Here is a 17625-nt window from a genome sequence, read left to right on the forward strand (position 1 = left end):
GTCTAGCCAGAACGCAAGGCCGAGGCGTGGAATCAGCCCGGCACGGGACAAAGGGAAAAGACATGGCAGGCTCAGTCAACAAGGTCATTCTGATCGGAAATCTGGGGCGCGACCCCGAAGTGCGCACGTTCCAGAACGGCGGCAAGGTGTGCAACTTGCGCATCGCCACGTCCGAGACGTGGAAGGACCGCAACACCGGCGAGCGTAAGGAACGCACCGAATGGCACTCGGTCGCAATCTTCTCGGAACCGCTGGCGCGTGTGGCCGAGCAGTATCTGCGCAAGGGATCCAAGGTGTACCTCGAAGGGCAGCTTGAAACCCGCAAATGGCAGGATCAGTCGGGCCAGGATCGCTATTCAACCGAAGTGGTGCTGCGCCCCTACACCTCGACCCTGACGATGCTGGATGGCCGCGGCGAAGGCGGCGGCGGTGGCGGCAGCTACGGTGGTGGTGGCGGTGGCCAGATGGGCTATGACGACCAGGGCGGCGGATATGGCGGCGGCAGCAGCCAACCCAGCCCAGCCCCCAGCCGCGATCTGGACGATGAAATTCCGTTCTGACCGAAGCAATCTGATTGCAAAAGGCCCGCCATTCCGGCGGGCCTTTTTCGTTGGGTCAGTAAAGCGTGTCGCGATAGAGCTTGTCGACCGCATCCTGCTCTGTCCGTTCCTGCGGTATCGCCGTGTGATCGCGCAACATCTCAAGCAGGGTCGCGACCGGGCGTTGTGACGGCCATGTCTCCGGCTTCCATAGCCCCCCCCGCAAAGGCGCCTTGCCGCAATGGGTATAAATCTCGTCAGCCGTGATACGCACCACCGTCTTGGGGCTGCGCCCGTTCACCTGGAACTGGTCGCACAGTGCCGTGTCTTCACTGATCTCCGCCGTGCCATTCACGCGCAGCGTTTCGTCCACGGTGGGTATCAAGAACAAAAGCGCCACCTGCGGATGCGCCAGAATATTCATCAGGCTGTCGATCCGGTTGTTGCCGGGCCGGTCCGGCAGCAGCAGCGTGGTGTCGGATTCGACGGTCACAAACCCCGCCGGATCGCCCTTGGGTGACACGTCAAGCGTTTGCCCATCCGACGTCGCCAACACCAGAAAGGTGGAATGCGCGATGATCTGGCGGCAGTGGTCATCAAAGGATGTGATCACCTTGGCCGCGGCCCGTTCATGCACATCGCCATAAAGTTCGCGCAGTCTCTCGGGGGTCATCAGCCTGTCTCCTTTTCAAAAGCGCCCTAGCGGGCTGTCAGGGCATCCTCCAGCACGGCCATCACCGCATCGCGCGGCACGTCCGAGGTCACAAACGCCTCGCCAATCCCGCGCGCGAGGATGAAGTTCAACGTGCCTGCCACGACCTTCTTGTCCTGCCCCATCAGATCCAGCACCCCTGCGGCGTCGGGCAAGTCGCCGGGAATATCGGCCAGATCGGCCTTCATCCCCATCGCCTTGATATGCGCGCGGACGCGGCTGGGATCCTCCTGACTGCACAGCCCCAACCGCGCCGACAGCTCAAAGGCCAGACCGCATCCTATGGCCACACCTTCCCCATGCAGCAGCCGGTCGGAATATCCCGTGGCGGCCTCAAGCGCATGGCAGAACGTGTGGCCAAGGTTCAGCAAGGCACGGTCGCCCTGCTCCGTCTCGTCTCGGGTCACGATGTCGGCCTTCATCTCGACCGACCGCTTGACGGCTGCGACACGCAAGGCGACATCGCCCGCCGCCATCGCCTGCGCGTTCTCCTCCAGCCAGGCAAAGAATGTCGCATCCCCCAGCAGGCCGTATTTCATCACCTCACCATAACCCGCCAGAAAGTCGCGCGGGCCGAGGGATGCCAGCACATCAGTATCAGCCAAAACAAGGCTGGGCTGGTGAAACGCCCCGGCGAGGTTCTTGCCCTGCGCCGTGTTGATCCCCGTCTTGCCCCCGACGGAACTGTCGACCTGCGCCAAAAGCGATGTGGGCACCTGCACAAAGCGCACGCCCCGGCGCAGGATGGCGCAGGCAAAGCCCACCAGATCACCAATGACACCGCCGCCCAGTGCCACAACCACATCCCGCCGCTCGATCTTCTGATCCAGCAGCCATTCGGTGACCTGCGCCAGATGCGTCCAGCTTTTTGTGCTTTCGCCGGGGGGCAATTCCAGCGCGACACAGTCTATGCCCGCCGCGCCCAGACCGTTTTCAAGCGCCGCAAGATGCAGGGCCGCCACCCGTTTTTCCGTGACCACAGCCACGCGCGGGCGGGGCAGCAGCGGTGCGATCAACGTCCCGGCCTCTTCCATCAGGCCGGGCCCAATCACCACGTCATAGGCCCGCGCGCCCAGGGGCACATGCACGGTTTCACGCATCGGTTTTCTCCAAAACATCGGGGCGTTCGGTCAAAAGGGTCGCGACGACACGGTCCACCATCTCTTCGATCGTGAAATCGGGCTTGGACACGACGGCCACGTCAGCCAACGCATAAACAGGGACGCGCTGCGCATAAAGATCAGCCAGCGTCGCGCGCGGATCAGGGGTGCGCAACAGTGGTCTGGTGTCCTTGTGACGCACGCGCTGCCAGAGCAGGTCCAGATCTGCATTCAGCCAGACCGACACCCCACGCGCAGTGATATTTGCGCGGTTCTCCTCGGCCAGAAAGGCGCCGCCACCGGTGGAAAGTATCCCACATTCCTCGTCCAGAAGGCGCGAAATGACCTGCGTTTCCTTGCGGCGAAAGAAAGGTTCCCCATCACGTTCGAAAATCTCGGGAACGCTCATGTTGGCGGCTGTCTCGATCTCGGCGTCGCTGTCCAAAAACGGAACGTTCAGGCGCAAGGCCAAGGCACGGCCCACAGCCGTCTTGCCCGCGCCCATCATACCAACCATCACGACCGTCTTTTTCAGTCGCAAGCCCGTTTCAACCGCATTGTCCTGCTGAATTTCGCTCATATCGCTGTCAATGACGTGATTTTGCAAAAAAGGCTATATATGCTTTGGGCAAAACAAAGAACCACAATCAAGACTTCTGGGGCAGGCAAGCATATGATCCGTCTATTCAAGCTGTTGATCTTTCTCGCGATCATCGGGTTTGTGGGGCTCGTGGGCTATGCCTATGTCGGCGAATACTTCGGCGCCAACTTTTCCCCGCCCCAGGACGAGATGCGCCTGCCTGTGACATTGGATGCGGAATAGGTCCACTCCCCTGCTTGCCGCGCTTGTCTGCGCTGGCACAAGCCTCGGCGCGCAGAATGAGGCGACCGCCCCGCTGAGCGTGATCGACTGGCTCGACACGCAAGGTGCCATTGATGCTGCCGTGCCCAAGCCTGATGAGCCTGACGTGGCCGCCAGCGGAACAGTGCCGCAGGTGACGGTACAGCCCTTGCGCACGGATGCCGCACAACGTGTGGGGCTTGCCCCGTCAAACGTCACCGGACTGCCAGATACGCTCTGGCAATCGACCGATGCCGCATCGCTGTCGCGCGCTGTAAACGCCTTGCCAGACGCGCCACTGCCTGCGCTCCAAGACCTGATCCTCACCCTGCTTCTGGCCGAAGCCAACCCGCCACAAGGTGAAGCCCAACGCTTCGATCTGGCGCGTGTCGATGCGCTGACGACGTTCGGCGCACTGGATCCGGCCATTGCACTGCTTGAACAGACACCACTGGACAAGCGGGCCGCAAAACTCGCGCGCTACATGGACCTGTCGTTGATGTCGGGCGACGTCAGCACGGCCTGCACCCTGATACTGGCCAACCCCAAGCTTTCTCCGGGTGAGGCATATGACGTCTTCTGCAATGCCCGCGCCGGGAATTGGGAGGATGCGGTGCTTGTCCTGGGAACCGCACGGGTTCTCGGCCTCATTTCCGAAGACCGGGCCGCAGCGCTGGAACGGTTCCTTGACCCCGAACTCTTCGAGGGCGACCCGCCCCTGACCGTACCCAGCACGCCCGATCCGCTGACCTTCCGGTTGTTCGAGGCAATTGGAACACCGATCCCCACCCGGGTTTGGCCGCTCGTTTACGCCAATGCGGACCTGTCACCGAATGCGGGCTGGAAAGCGCAGCTTGAAGCCGCCGAACGGCTGGCACAGCGCGGCGCGCTGGGGGACAACCGGCTGCTGGGGCTCTATACGCAACGCCAGCCTGCCGCATCGGGCGGCGTCTGGGACCGCGCCGCTGCCGTGCAACGGTTTGAAACCGCGTTGAGCACAGGCAGCGAGGCGGCTGTATTAAAAACCCTGCCCGCCGCATGGCGCGCCATGGGCCAGATCGGCCTGCAAACCGTCTTTGCCAAACTCTTTGCCGAGGACGTGGGCAAGCTGGTGCTGAGCGGCCCGGCCGCGGATTTGGCATTTGAGGTCCTTCTGCTGTCGCCAGCGTACGAAATGGCCGCACGGCAATTCCCGTCCCGCGCCCTTCAGCGCCCGGTGGCCGTGGCTGTGGCAACCGGTGACGTCCCTGCGGACCTGACCGCCGACGGGGTTCGGGGCGCAATCCTCGCTGCATTTCGCGACGCGCCGCCCGATGCTGGTATCGTTGAAGCGGCACAGGCGGGCGATCTGGGCCTTGCCCTGTTGAACGCCATTGCCCTGACGCATGGCGGCACAGGCGGGGACGTGGCACGGCTTACCACCGGGCTGGCCACCCTGCGCGCGCTTGGGCTGGAGGACGTCGCCCGACGCACGGCTCTGCAAGTGCTTCTCTTGGGGAACGCGGGATGAACCATCGCTGGATTTCCACCTTCCTTGATGCGCAAGCCGCCGAGCTGGGGGCTGCGCGCAACACGCTGCTGGCCTATGGCCGGGATCTCAAGGACGCGGATGCGTGGCTCGCGAACCAGGGCACGGATTTCGAAACCGCCGACACCGCAAAGATCGAAGCCTACCTGATCCACTGCGACGCCCAGGGCCTCGCCAAATCCACCCGCGCCCGCCGCCTGTCGGCGATCAAACAGCTCTACCGCTTCGCCTTCGAAGAAGGCTGGCGCAGCGACAACCCGGCGATCCAGATCGCCAGCCCCGGCCAGGACAAGCGCCTGCCCAAGACGCTGGACGAAGACGAGGTCGAGCGCCTGTTGGTCGCCGCCCGCAATTTCGGGCGCGGCGACCATGACCGGCTGCGCGACACCTGCCTGATGGAACTGCTCTATGCCACCGGAATGCGGGTCAGCGAGCTGGTCAGCTTGCCTGTCTCCTCGGCCCGCGGCGATCCGCAGATGCTGCTGATCCTCGGCAAAGGGGGCAAGGAACGCATGGTGCCGCTGTCCCCGTCGGCGCGCACGGCGCTTGGCGACTGGATTTCATGCCGCGATGCCAAATGTGAAGCGGCAGAGGCCCAAGGCGCTGCCCCGTCCCGCTTTCTTTTCCCATCGCGTGGCGCGTCCGGATACCTGACACGCCACTGGTTCTATGCCCGGATCAAGTCGCTCGCCGTGCATGCGGGTGTTGATCCCTCCAAGGTCACACCACACACCCTGCGCCACGCCTTTGCCACGCACCTTCTGGCCGGTGGTGCCGACTTGCGGGCGATCCAAACCATGCTTGGCCACGCCGATGTCGCCACGACCGAGATCTACACCCACGTCGTCGATGAACGGCTGACCCAGCTTGTGCTGGATCATCACCCGCTGGCCAAGGACAAGCGCAAATCAGGCGGCAACACGTCCTCGGAAGGCCAGTAACCGGAGCGCAGCGCGCGGTCATACCCGTAGGTCAGCCCGGCGGCCTCCATATCGGCCACGGCACCATCGACATCGTATCGCAACCGATGGAACGTCGGCACGCCTTGCCTAAGGATGACATAGGCTGTCTCTGTCGATCCGTCATGCGGCGGCATTCCCACGACACCGGCATTGATCCACCGCCCCACACCAATCTCACGCTGGAATGGGATACCCGAATGACCGGCAATCACATGATCGACCGGACCAACCCGTGCCTCCAACGCCGCCCATTCCGCGCGGAACGCTGCGTCAGGCGATGTGGACCACAAAAACCGCGACACATCGGACACGCCGCCATGGATAGTGGCGTAGCGCGCGCCCGCATGGGTAAAGACGATCACATCGGGCAAGGACGCCATCCACCCACGCGCGCCATCATCAATCCGCGCCTGCGCAAACCCGTACCATCCGACAGACAACAGATCACAGGCGCTGCCCTCTTCGAACCCGCAGCCACAATCGGCGGCACCCGCCGCCAATTGGATCTCGCAATTGCCAGCCACCACCGGACAACCAGCCTGACGGATGGCGTCCACCGTTTCGGCAGGGCGCGCGCAATAAGCAACGACATCGCCGGTGCAAATCGGATCGGCCCCTAGGTGCTCCGCCTGCCCCAGCACGGCTCGGGTCGCCTGCAAATTGGAATACGGACCGCCAAACAAAAGCACAGGGCCGTCCATCACCCCCAGATCCTGCACCCGCATCCTGCCGCATCCCTTGATTGCATCGCGTCACACCCCCATAAACCATGCACGATCAAAGGATAAATCACGAATGCACGACCCAACATCGGTGCTGGACGCGGCCTTCTGGATCACCAGTGCCGTGATCCTTGGCTTGCTGGTCATGTCCGGCTTCTTCTCCGGCTCGGAAACGGCGCTGACAGCGGCTTCGCGCGGCAAACTCAGGGCGCAGGCGGACAAGGGGTCGCGCGGCGCCGAAAAGGCGCTTGAGATCACCGAAGACAACGAACGGCTGATCGGCTCTGTCCTTCTGGGCAACAACCTCGTGAACATCCTTGCGACGTCGCTTGCCACAGCGCTGTTCACACGGGCGTTCGGCGAATCCGGCGTGGCGCTGGCCACACTGGTGATGACGGTGCTTGTCCTCGTGTTCGCTGAAGTGCTGCCCAAGACCTACGCCATCACCAACTCGGAAAAGGCCGCGTCGCTCGTGTCGCGCCCCATCTCGCTGGTGGTTCTGGTCTTCTCGCCCATCGTGGCTGCCGTCCGTCTGCTGGTGCGCGGTGTCCTGCGCATCTTCGGGGTCAAGATCGACCCCGACAGCCACATCATGGCCGTGCGCGAAGAGATTGCGGGTGCCCTGCAACTCGGCCACTCCGAAGGCGTGGTCGAAAAAGAAGACCGCGACCGCATCCTCGGCGCGCTGGATCTGGGCGACCGCACAGTAGAAGAGATCATGCTCCACCGGTCGGGCATCGAGATGATCAATGCCGATGACGACCCGCAAGACATCCTGGAACAGTGCCTGAAATCCAACCACACCCGCCTGCCCGTCTACCGGGACGAACAGGAAAACATCATCGGCGTCATCCATGCCAAGGATCTCTTGCGCGCGATGTACCAGGTGATCGGCGGACCGGACGGCGAAGCGGCTGCGCTGAAGAATTTCGATATCGGTCACGTCGCGATGTCGCCCTATTTCGTGCCGGAAACCACAACGCTCGACGACCAGATGCGCCAGTTCCTGCGGATGCGCACGCACTTCGCCCTCGTGGTTGACGAATACGGCTCACTTCAGGGACTCATCACGCTCGAAGACATCCTGGAAGAGATCGTGGGCGAGATCACGGACGAGTTCGACCCCGATGACGAGGACGTGGTCCAGCGCGGCGAAGACGGGCATTACTACATCGACGGCGCCATGACGATCCGTGACCTCAACCGTGCCACGGACTGGAACCTGCCGGATGATGAGGCCAACACGGTGGCCGGTCTCGTCATTCACGAGGCGCAGATGATCCCGGATATCGGCCAGGTCTTCAGCTTCCACGGCTTCCGCTTCGAAGTGACGGCACGCGAGGGCAACAGGATCACCGCCCTGCGCATCCAGGGTCTGGACTAGCGCGCACTAAGCCACGCGCTGGTCGTCATCACCGTCAGTCTGCTCGGCAAGCCACGCGCGCACATCCTCCAGCCGCCCACGCGCGACGGGCACCTTTTCCCCATCGTCCAAGAGCAGCTTGGGACCGGAGAGCGATTGCGCTTTGTGGCGTGACACCCAATGCGACCTGTGCGTCTGAATGCCGTCTTCGGGGCCGACCTGCTCAAGAAATGTGCCCAACCGCTCGCGCATGATCTCGATCCCCTCCGGCGTGTGGATCTCAAGGTAGTGTTCCGCCGCCTTGACGCGACCGATCTGCTCCAGCGATACAGTGCGGCCAGACAGGGTCACCTTCCGCGCCTCCTTTTCCGCCGCTTTGCGGGCGCGCTGTGCTGGCAAAAGCCACATCAACGCCGTCGTTTCAAAAACATGGGCCACCAGAATGTTTCGGACATTCATCTGCCAGGACATGCTGAGAAAGGGTGGCTTGTCCGGTTCGAACAGGAATGTCAGGCCGACCGACGTGATGTAGGTCGCCGCCAGAACCAGCGGTGTCGACAGGATGATCAACGGGATGGGTCCACCAAACACCGCCTTCCAGGCCCGGCAGGCCAAGACCGAGTAGACGGTCGAGATCAGCAGGTAAACAATCAGGGCAATGAACCAGAAGGCGAGCCGCAAACCAAAGCTGTCAAACTGCGGCAGCGTTGCCGGATGACCAGTGGCCATGATCATGAAGCCGACCAGGACCAAAACCCACAGCTGCCAAGACCCATAGAGCGCGTGCACTTCACGCATCGTGAAATGCGTCAACGTCCCGTTCGAGACATATACATGCATTTCGTGGTCAAAGGTCTTCTGAAACATAAAACACGTCTAACATGTGACGCTAAATAGAGTAAACGCATTCGCAGGCCTATCCGGGGCACGGGCGGGCATCACATCTAGTGCAAGTTGCAGGCCTCCATCGATGAGTAATGGCGCCTGCCCGTGCCTCCGTATCTCGCAAAAGCGACCTTAGGCGCGCAGGCGCACGCCCTCCGGATCAAACGGCGCAGCTCCAAGAATTATTGCTCTATGCGGCTGTCCAAGCACCCTGACGTCAACCTGTTCGCCCGGGACGGGGTCGCGTACGAACCCCAGAGCAAGGCTCATCCCGACGCTGAACCCGTAGCCACCGGACGTCACCCGTCCGACACCGACACCGCCCCGAAAAATAGGCTCACCGCCGGTTGCATCAGCATGTGAGGCGTCGGTGTCAGCACCATTCAGACGCAGAATCACCATTGATTCGCGCGCATCACGCCCCATAGCGTCGATGGCAGCTTCTTTGTTCAGAAACGCCTTATCGCGCTTGATCAGCCGATCCAGCCCCACCTCCTGCGGCCAGTATTCCGGACTGTATTCCCGGCTCCAAGACCCATAACCCTTCTCGATCCGCAGGCTCATGAGGGCGCGACTGCCCACCGGGCCGATCCCCATCTCGCGTCCCGCATCCATCAGCGCCGTATAAAGCGTGACCTGATCCTCGGTCCGGCAGTGCAACTCCCACCCCAGATCACCGGTAAAGGAGACGCGCAACGCAATAACCTCAACCCCTGCAAGAACAATCCGCTGTGACCGCATGAACGGAAAATCCGCCGTCTCAAGAGAGGCATTCGTGAGCCGCTGCAACAGCGCTCGACTATCGGGACCCGCCACGTTGAAGCCGCACACAGCCTCCGTCCGGCTTTCAAACACGGTCCCCTCCGGCAATGGCACCTGTTTGAAGAAGCGCTGATGATACCGCTCGGCCATGCCCGACCCGATGACCCAGAACTCCTCGTCCCCGAGACGTGTGACAGTAAAATCCCCCGCAATCCCGCCACGTTTGCCAATCAGCGGTGTCAGGCAGGACCGGCCCACGACGCGCGGCATCCGGTTGGCAAAGACCGCGTTCAACCAATCCTCCGCCCCCGGCCCCTTGCACACATATTTGGCGAAATTCGAAATATCGATGATCCCACCCCGCTCGCGCAGCATCCGGGCCTCTTGCCCAACAACATCAAACCACGGCTGCCGCGTGAACCCAGCGTTATCCTCAACATCGCCGAAATAGAGCGGATGCTCCCACCCATAGTTGAGGCCCATCTTGGCTCCCATCTCAACCTGCATATCGTGCACCGGACGGGTGCGCACAGGGCGCCCCGCCGCCCGTTCCTCGCCGGGGAAGTGGATCTTGAACCGATGCGCATACTGATCACCCACACGCGCCTTGGTGAACGCCTTGCCCGCCCACGACCCAAACCGGGCCATGTCCCACGCAAACATGTCGTACTGCGTCTCCCCCTCGACAATCCACTGCGCGGCCAGCAGACCCATGCCACCCGACTGGGAAAAGCCCGGAATGATCCCGTTGCAACAGAAGTATCCCTGCAACTCCGGCACCGGCCCGAACAGGACATTGGAATCCGGCGACCAGATCATCGGTCCATTGATCACGCGCTTGATCCCCGCCGTTCCCACCACCGGCACCCGGTCGATGGCGCGCATCATGTTCTCTTCAATGCGCTCCAGATCGTCGGCAAAAAGCTCATGGCCAAAGCCCTGCGGCGTGCCGTCCTCCGCCCAAAACCGCACATCCTTTTCATAGGCCCCGACGAGCAGCCCCTGCCCCTCCTGCCGCAGGTAATACTCACCATCCCGGTCCGCGACCGACGGCAGGCGGCGATCCATCGCAGCCACTTCGGCAATGGTCTCGGTCACAAAATACTGGTGCTCTGTCGGTTGCAGCGGCAGCTCAATCCCGGCAAGTGCCGCCACCTCACGGCCCCACAGCCCCGCGGCATTGACCACCCACGGGGTCGCAATATCCCCCTTCTCGGTCCGTACGATCCACGTGCCATCCGGCCGCTGTTCCGTCCCGATCACAGGGCAGAACCGCACAATCTCCGCCCCGTTCTGCCGCGCGCCCGCGGCATAGGCATGGGTGACACCCGACGGGTCCACATTCCCACCCTCGGGCTCCCACATGATGCAGCGGACACCGTCGAAATCGACCAACGGGTGCAGCCGCTCGGCCTCCGCCCGGTCCACCTCATGAAAGTTCATGCCGTACAGCGCCGCCTTCGCGGCCTGAAGGCGTAACTGATGCTCCCGCGCCTCGGTCTGCGCAAGGTACAGTGAGCCCGGTTGAAACACCCCACAACCCTGCCCCGTCTCTTGCTCCAACTCCTTATACAGCCCCATGGTGTAGTGCTGGATGCGGCTGATATTGGTGCTGTCGTGCAGCCCGTGGATATTGGCCGCCGCATGCCAGGTCGAGCCCGAGGTCAACTCGTCCCGCTCCAGCAGAACCACATCGGTCCACCCAAGTTTCGTCAGATGATACAGGATGGAACAGCCGATAACGCCGCCGCCGATCACGACGGCCTGTGCGTGGGTGCGCATGGGGATGCCTTTGCAGTGTTTCGCTGCATGTCACCCTGCGCTCCGGCCGCCCCGCCCGATTGCCCGCACGCGACATCTCGCGTCGCTTGGGGCAAAGGCCATGGATTTAGTCACGCAGCCGCTTGGCCGCCTTGGCCACCAACCGGTCCCGGTCTGGGCCCCAAGTGATGGCCTCCCGCGCGCGCTCCAGAAACTCTTTGCCAAGATCGCAGGCCACCGCACTCACCCCCTCATCCGGGTGCTGCATCAACCCGGCCATCACCCGCTGCAAGCGCTGCTGCACCTCGACCTCACGCGCGCCATCACGGGCAATCCCGCCAAAGGCGTCTATGATCAGGTCAGCAGGATCAATCGGTCGAATATGCAGACGGTCATGCACGGGTTCTGCGTCACTTGCGGTCTCATCCTTGTAAAGGGACAGAATGCGGGCCGACCGGTTCAACACATCAATCGCGGTGCCCGGATCATTGATGCCAGACGACAGCGCTTTTGACACGATCCCAGACCTCAACAACAAGCCAAAGCGCGGATCCTGATCATAGGTGCGCACGTTACCTGTCTCGGCCAAACGTTGAATTCCTCTACCAGCGCATCGCGGTCCCCGGGCTCGCCCACCACCCACACCAGCGGCTCGTTGACAAAGACAAAGCTGCCGATGGCACAGTCCAGATACAGGGTCACATCGTGATCGCACGCCACCTGTTGCAACGCGTCAACGTAGAGATACTGCAGATACCCGCTGTCAGACGCGGGCACAGGCCATGCGTCCTCCGGCACATCCCCCGTCCACGGACATGCGCCAAGGCAGGCACCGTCAGGGAAAAGGTGGTGACTGCCAACATCGCATTGGCAATGACGTTCAGAAGCCGATCCGCGGCCGATCCGGGCAAGGTGGTGGCCAGATCCTCTGGCACCATCGGTTCGATCAGCTGGCTCAACCCAAGTGCGACAAAGGCAAACAGCCCCATCAACGTCACGCGCACCCACAGCTTGCGGGTATATTTGCGGACCGAGGCGAGGATGGTCATGGGCAGCAGCTTCAGAAACTCCATACGGTGCAAACGCCGTCACAGTCACCACCGTTCCCATTCCCGACAAAACATGTCGCAGATGACCCGCCGCACCCTTCATCTTGCCAAATAAACTCTTCCCGAAGGGCCGGCTTGCCACCCAAACGCCAAGGATCAAGATCATGCAAACCACCACCCGCGTCGCCGTTATCGGCGGCGGCGTCGTCGGCGCCTCTGTCCTCTACCATCTGACAAAACTCGGCTGGTCCGATGTCATGCTGCTGGAACGGTCTGAACTGACCTCGGGATCGACATGGCACGCCGCCGGTGGCTTTCACACTCTCAACGGCGATACCAATATGGCCGCCCTGCAGGGCTACACGATCAAACTCTACAAGGAGCTGGAAGAGATCACCGGAATGTCCTGCGGCCTGCACCACGTGGGCGGCGTAACGCTGGCCGACAACCAGGACCGCTTCGACATGCTGCTCGCCGAACGGGCCAAGCACCGCTTCATGGGACTTGAGACGGAAATCGTCACCCCCGACGAAATCGCGAAAATCGCCCCCATCACCAACACAGACGGCATCCTCGGCGCGCTCTACGACCCGCTCGACGGCCATCTCGATCCGTCAGGCACCACCCACGCCTATGCCAAGGCCGCACGCATGAGCGGCGCCACGATCCACACCCACACCATGGTGCAGGAAACCAACCAGCGCCCCAACGGCACATGGGACGTGGTCACCGACAAGGGCACGATCCACACCGAACATGTGGTCAACGCGGGCGGCCTCTGGGCGCGCGAGGTGGGCGCGATGGCGGGCATCTACCTCCCCCTCCACCCGATGGAGCACCAGTATATCGTCACGGACGACATCCCCGACATCTACAACCGCGATGCCGAACACCCACACGTCATGGACCCCGCAGGCGAAAGCTATCTGCGGCAAGAGGGGCGCGGCCTTTGCATCGGCTTTTACGAACAACCCTGCCGCCCGTGGGCCGTCGACGGCACGCCGTGGAGCTTCGGCCACGAACTCCTGCCCGACGATTTCGACAAGATCGAGGACAGCATCGCCTTCGCCTACAACCGCTTTCCTGTCCTTGAAACCGCCGGGATCAAGTCGGTCATCCACGGCCCCTTCACCTTCGCCCCCGATGGCAACCCGCTCGTCGGACCTGTGCCGGGCCTGCGCAACTACTGGTCGGCTTGCGGCGTCATGGCAGGCTTCTCGCAAGGCGGCGGCGTTGGCCTCATGCTTGCCCAATGGATGACCGAAGGAGAATGCGAACGCGACGTGACCGCCATGGACGTCGCCCGCTTCGGCAGTTGGATCAGCCCCGGCTACACCCGCCCCAAGGTCATCGAAAACTACCAAAAACGGTTCAGCGTCGCCTACCCGAACGAGGAACTGCCCGCCGCCCGTCCAAACCGCACCACCCCCATGTACGATATCTTCACCGACATGGGCGCAGTCTGGGGCCAGCAATACGGGCTCGAGGTCGCCAACTACTTCGCAAAAGACGATGAACCGACCTATGAAACCCCATCCTTCCGCCGCTCCGACGCCTTCGCCGCCACCGCGCGCGAAGTCAAAGCCGTCCGCACCGGCGTCGGCATCAACGAGGTCCACAATTTCGGCAAATACCGCGTCGCCGGCCCGAACGCCCGCGCCTGGCTCGACCGCATCATGGCAGGCCGCGTACCGCAACCGGGGCGCGTGTCACTGACGCCGATGCTCAGCGCCAAAGGGCGTCTGATCGGTGACTTCACCATGTCCTGCCTGAGCGAGACAGAATTCCAACTCACCGCCAGCTACGGCGCGCAAGCCGTCCACATGCGCCACTTCCAGCAACATGAAGAACCCGGCGTAACCACCGAAAACATCGCCGACAAACGCAACGGCTTCCAACTTGCAGGCCCACGCGCCCGCGACGTGCTGCAATCCTGCACCCGCACAGACATCACAGACATAAACTTCCTCGACGTCCGCCCGCTGACAGTCGGCATGACCGGCTGCATCGTCCAACGGGTCAGCTACACCGGCGATCTGGGGTTCGAGATCTACTGCGACCCCATGGCGCAACGCCAGCTTTGGTGGACGCTGTGGCAGGCAGGCCAAGCGCACAACATCACACCCTTCGGCATGCGGGCCATGATGTCGCTCCGGCTCGACAAGTTCTTCGGCTCCTGGCTCAGCGAGTTCTCCCCCGACTACACCGCCGCCGAAACTGGCCTCGACCGCTTCATCGCATGGAGCAAACCTACCGACTTCATCGGCCGCGCCGCCTCCGAGGCCGAACGCATTAACGGCACGGCCCGCAAACTCTGCGCCTTCACAGTCGATGCAGAGGATGCCGATGTGCAAGGCTACGAACCGATCTGGCTCGATGACAAGGTAGTCGGTTTCTGCACCTCAGGCGGCTATTCACATCACGCGGACACCTCCGTGGCACTCGGCTTCTTGCCTACGGACAGGATCAAAGACGGCCTGACAGTCCAGATCGAAATCCTCGGCCGGATGCGAGACGCGCGCCTCACCACCACACCGCTCTTCGACGCGGACGGAAGCAGGATGCGCGGCTAAGGCAATACGTCGCTTAGATGCTCCGGGGCTCCGCCCATTCGAACCTCAAACGCCGCCCCACGGCGTTTGCCGCTGCGCGGACCGGTCTGGGGCTCCGCCCATTCGGACCTCAAACACTCTCCCAGAGTGTTTTCCGCTGCGCGGACCGGTCCGAATTCCCTGTTTCAAAAAATCCTGGGGGAGCCGCCATGGGCGGCGGGGGCAAAGCCCCCTAAACAATGTCGTCGCGCCCCAGCGCGTCCGTGTTGCAGCGCCCGGTCCAGATGCCTAACGTCAAACCATGATGCCCGTCCTGATCCTCGCCGCCGGTGCGTCGTCGCGCATGCGCGGCGCCGACAAGCTGCTTGAGGATATAGACGGCCAACCGCTGCTGACCCGCCAGATCGGCATCGCAGAAGGCATCAGCGCGGACATCCGCGTGGCCCTGCCCCCGGAACCGCACCCAAGATACGCCTGCCTCCACGGCACACCTGCACAATCCGTACCGGTCCCGGACGCCGCCGAAGGCATGGGGGCCAGCCTGCGCACGCTGTTCGCAACGCTCGGACCGGACATCTCCCACGCCATGCTCCTGCTGGGCGACCTTCCGGACATCACCGCGGACGACCTGCGCACGGTTGGAAGAGCCGTGGACACCCACCCCGACGCCCTCGTCTGGCGCGGCGCAACGTCAGACGGGCACGGCGGCCACCCCATCATCTTCGCAAAACCGCTCTTCCCGGCCTTGAAATCCCTCAGCGGGGATGACGGCGGGCGCGGCGTCGTGGCCTCAGCCGGACACAAGGTACATCTCGTCCCACTGCCCGGCACGCGAGCGCGAAGCGATCTCGATACGCCCGAAGACTGGGCCGCCTGGCGGGCGGCCCGCCAGGCGAACTGAGAGTGGTTACTTCAGCCGATCCACCAGGATTTCAGCCTCATGGCGCTTCAGCGCCACACGCGCCGCCCCGTAGTTGTCGAGGCCGGCCAGAGTATCAAGTTCCGGGAACAGGGTCAGAACCTCTTCGCGCTGTTCCGCACCGATACCGCGCAGTGAATGATCCCCCGGCTGGAAGCTTTCCGACCACGCACCGTCCGCCAGCACAACCTCGTGCTGGTCAAACATCAGGTGCAGATAACTGATCGCACCCGTGCGCACCTGATCCACCCCGTCCAGACCGGTCAGGTGCTTGGCCGCGATCAGAACCTCGCGTTCTTCAAACATCACCTCGGCCAGATCCGAATTCACCAGCATCCGGTGCTGGGGCGACACCAGCATATCGCGCTCTGGCAGGCCCTTGCCCAACGCGCCCATGCGGATCAGCACCGGCTGGAAGCTGTCATTGCCACGCATCTCGTCAGGGCTCAGATCACGGCGACCCACCCAGCGCAGGGTTTGCGCACCGTTGTCGCGGGTGAACACACGATCGCCCGCTTGCAGCCGCTCTACGGGCACTTCGCCTTGCGGTGTCGCAATGCGCGTGCCCGGCGTGAAGCAGATGATGATCTGCTCGATCTCGGAATAGGTCACGCGGCGTGCGACATTGCCGTTGTCGTCCAACAGCTCAATAGTCCCGGATTCCGAATTCGGCCCATCGGGCAGAACATTCGCATTCACACCGGTCAGGTCGATGACGTCGATGTCCGAGCCATCGGCATCTTCGCCGCCGATGATATTATGATTGCCCAGGCCATCAAAAATGAACCGGTCCGACCCGGTGCCGCCCTCGGCCCGGTCATTGTCAGGACCCAGCGTGATCAAATCTTCGCCAGCACCCCCAAGCAGCGTATCGTCGCCGGTGCCACCCACCAGTGTGTCGTTGCCTGCGCCACCGATCAACTCGTCCTGGCCCTGACCGCCATCAAGGAAGTCATCGCCTTCCCCACCGTCGATGACGTCATCGCCCTGACCGCCAGACAGGCTGTCGTTGCCCCCTTGGCCAAAGATCACATCCTGACCGCTGCCCCCGTCAATCGTATCATCACCCGCCTCAATCGGCGTCACGACAGCATCGTCAATCAGGTCGCCCGAGAATGAGAAGCCCGAGTTGCTGTTGCGCGATTCAAGCGTGAATTCGATAAAAGTGCGGTTTTCGAACGATGCCGAGAACCACGCCTCCTGATCGTCTGGGTCGTTGTCGCCACGCCCCTCTGCCGTGACCTGACCATTGCTTTCGACCACGTTCAGAACGGAATCGTCCGACACGGCAAAGGCGCTAAAGCTGCTTGCATTGATAATGACAGCTTCCTGGTCTCCTGGGCTGTTGCGATCCAGGTCATTGATCGTCGCCGTCGAATTCAACGCCACCGGCGTTCCAGTCGTTGCGTTGGGCGTGTCGGGAATGAAGAACTCCATACGGAAGTCGGCTGTGTCCCCACTGCCGCGTCCGTTCATCAGGATCTCAAACCCGTCGCCGCCGTTCAAATCCACGGTCAACCGGTCATCGGACTTGGACACAAGGATCAGCCGCGCCGAAACCTGCGTGCCGTCCTCAAGCTGGGCCACGTTCTTGTACACGGCCGATGCGCCCGCGTTCACGTTGCCGGTGTTGGGGCTCACCAGGTTGTTGATGTCAATCACCAACGGGGTTGCGTCATTGCCAGGCGCCGTGCCTTCGCCCACATCGCCAAAGATTGTGTCGTCGCCGCCACCACCCAGAATGCTGTCGTCGCCACCCTCACCCGACACCAGATCCTGACCGTTGAAGGCCTGAATCGTATCGTCGTCATTGGTCCCCTGCAGGGTGTCGTTGTTAGACGTTCCGTTGATATTCGCCATGGCAGCAGCCTCATACGCTCAAACAAATTACCGGGGCGCTGATCTGCCCCCACAGATCCAACACCCGAGA

Annotated in this window: 17 protein-coding genes; 7 read left to right on the plus strand and 10 right to left on the minus strand. The window is 62.5% G+C overall.

Features of this window, described 5'->3' with window-relative positions; genetic code table 11:
- Nucleotides 1-62: 62 nt before the first annotated feature.
- Entirely contained in the window at nucleotides 63-560 is a 498-nt protein-coding gene (gene ssb / locus RA29_RS15080) for a single-stranded DNA-binding protein (protein WP_039687269.1), read from the plus strand.
- A gap of 55 nt (nucleotides 561-615) precedes the next feature.
- On the opposite strand, the gene RA29_RS15085 is transcribed toward ssb, so the two are convergent.
- Genes RA29_RS15085 through RA29_RS15095 form a run of 3 tightly spaced genes read right to left on the minus strand, consistent with a single transcriptional unit; the run spans nucleotide 616 to nucleotide 2931 of the window.
- On the minus strand, nucleotides 616-1212 hold the full coding sequence (locus RA29_RS15085) for a pyridoxamine 5'-phosphate oxidase family protein (RefSeq protein WP_039687271.1): 597 nt from the start codon (nucleotides 1210-1212) through the stop codon (nucleotides 616-618).
- Between the two features lie 26 nt (nucleotides 1213-1238).
- On the minus strand, nucleotides 1239-2351 hold the full coding sequence (aroB, locus tag RA29_RS15090; protein ID WP_039687272.1) for a 3-dehydroquinate synthase: 1113 nt from the start codon (nucleotides 2349-2351) through the stop codon (nucleotides 1239-1241).
- On the minus strand, nucleotides 2344-2931 hold the full coding sequence (locus RA29_RS15095) for a shikimate kinase (protein ID WP_039687274.1): 588 nt from the start codon (nucleotides 2929-2931) through the stop codon (nucleotides 2344-2346). The genes aroB and RA29_RS15095 overlap by 8 nt, the downstream gene beginning before the upstream one ends.
- A gap of 93 nt (nucleotides 2932-3024) precedes the next feature.
- On the opposite strand from RA29_RS15095, the gene RA29_RS23250 reads away from it, so the two are divergent.
- From RA29_RS23250 to RA29_RS15110, 3 genes are read left to right on the plus strand one after another with little or no spacing between them, the layout of a single operon-like run.
- On the plus strand, nucleotides 3025-3174 hold the full coding sequence (locus RA29_RS23250) for a hypothetical protein (protein WP_193743538.1): 150 nt from the start codon (nucleotides 3025-3027) through the stop codon (nucleotides 3172-3174).
- Nucleotides 3164-4702 carry a hypothetical protein gene (locus tag RA29_RS15105; protein ID WP_039687278.1) on the plus strand — a complete coding sequence of 513 codons (1539 nt, stop codon included), beginning with the start codon at nucleotides 3164-3166 and terminating at the stop codon, nucleotides 4700-4702. Before RA29_RS23250 ends, RA29_RS15105 begins: the two co-directional genes overlap by 11 nt.
- Nucleotides 4699-5661: a site-specific tyrosine recombinase XerD gene (locus RA29_RS15110; RefSeq protein WP_039687279.1), complete on the plus strand. Its 963-nt coding sequence runs from the start codon at nucleotides 4699-4701 to the stop codon at nucleotides 5659-5661. The genes RA29_RS15105 and RA29_RS15110 overlap by 4 nt, the downstream gene beginning before the upstream one ends.
- On the opposite strand, the gene RA29_RS15115 is transcribed toward RA29_RS15110, so the two are convergent.
- Complete coding sequence (locus tag RA29_RS15115) at nucleotides 5601-6407, minus strand: metallophosphoesterase family protein (RefSeq protein ID WP_039687282.1); 807 nt, start codon at nucleotides 6405-6407, stop codon at nucleotides 5601-5603. The genes RA29_RS15110 and RA29_RS15115 overlap by 61 nt on opposite strands.
- A 70-nt stretch (nucleotides 6408-6477) precedes the next feature.
- On the opposite strand from RA29_RS15115, the gene RA29_RS15120 reads away from it, so the two are divergent.
- Nucleotides 6478-7788, plus strand: coding sequence for an HlyC/CorC family transporter (locus tag RA29_RS15120; RefSeq protein ID WP_039687284.1), 1311 nt, complete (start codon nucleotides 6478-6480; stop codon nucleotides 7786-7788).
- Nucleotides 7789-7794: 6 nt separating this feature from the next.
- Here the strand turns inward: RA29_RS15120 and RA29_RS15125 are convergent, their stop codons facing one another.
- From RA29_RS15125 to RA29_RS23625, 5 genes are all read right to left on the minus strand, one after another.
- A complete protein-coding gene (locus RA29_RS15125; protein ID WP_039687286.1) occupies nucleotides 7795-8634 on the minus strand; it encodes a LytTR family DNA-binding domain-containing protein in 840 nt (279 codons plus the stop codon).
- A 150-nt stretch (nucleotides 8635-8784) separates the two neighbouring features.
- On the minus strand, nucleotides 8785-11196 hold the full coding sequence (locus RA29_RS15130) for an FAD-dependent oxidoreductase (RefSeq protein WP_039687288.1): 2412 nt from the start codon (nucleotides 11194-11196) through the stop codon (nucleotides 8785-8787).
- Between the two features lie 106 nt (nucleotides 11197-11302).
- Nucleotides 11303-11764: a DUF2254 family protein gene (locus RA29_RS23615; RefSeq protein ID WP_052249672.1), complete on the minus strand. Its 462-nt coding sequence runs from the start codon at nucleotides 11762-11764 to the stop codon at nucleotides 11303-11305.
- The gene (locus RA29_RS23620; protein WP_241462620.1) at nucleotides 11704-11973 is read right to left on the minus strand and encodes a DUF2254 family protein; all 270 of its coding nucleotides are present in this window, start codon (nucleotides 11971-11973) and stop codon (nucleotides 11704-11706) included. Before RA29_RS23620 ends, RA29_RS23615 begins: the two co-directional genes overlap by 61 nt.
- A complete protein-coding gene (locus tag RA29_RS23625) occupies nucleotides 11874-12248 on the minus strand; it encodes a DUF2254 family protein (protein WP_039687289.1) in 375 nt (124 codons plus the stop codon). Before RA29_RS23625 ends, RA29_RS23620 begins: the two co-directional genes overlap by 100 nt.
- 140 nt (nucleotides 12249-12388) lie before the next feature.
- Between RA29_RS23625 and RA29_RS15145 the strand changes: the two genes are divergently transcribed.
- On the plus strand, nucleotides 12389-14797 hold the full coding sequence (locus RA29_RS15145; RefSeq protein WP_039687862.1) for an FAD-dependent oxidoreductase: 2409 nt from the start codon (nucleotides 12389-12391) through the stop codon (nucleotides 14795-14797).
- 280 nt (nucleotides 14798-15077) lie between these two features.
- Complete coding sequence (locus RA29_RS15150) at nucleotides 15078-15677, plus strand: nucleotidyltransferase family protein (RefSeq protein WP_039687291.1); 600 nt, start codon at nucleotides 15078-15080, stop codon at nucleotides 15675-15677.
- 6 nt (nucleotides 15678-15683) lie between these two features.
- On the opposite strand, the gene RA29_RS15155 is transcribed toward RA29_RS15150, so the two are convergent.
- The gene (locus RA29_RS15155) at nucleotides 15684-17555 is read right to left on the minus strand and encodes a Hint domain-containing protein (protein ID WP_039687293.1); all 1872 of its coding nucleotides are present in this window, start codon (nucleotides 17553-17555) and stop codon (nucleotides 15684-15686) included.
- Nucleotides 17556-17625: the final 70 nt, after the last annotated feature.

This window comes from Tateyamaria sp. ANG-S1 (genome assembly GCF_000814025.1).
Lineage (GTDB): Bacteria > Pseudomonadota > Alphaproteobacteria > Rhodobacterales > Rhodobacteraceae > Tateyamaria.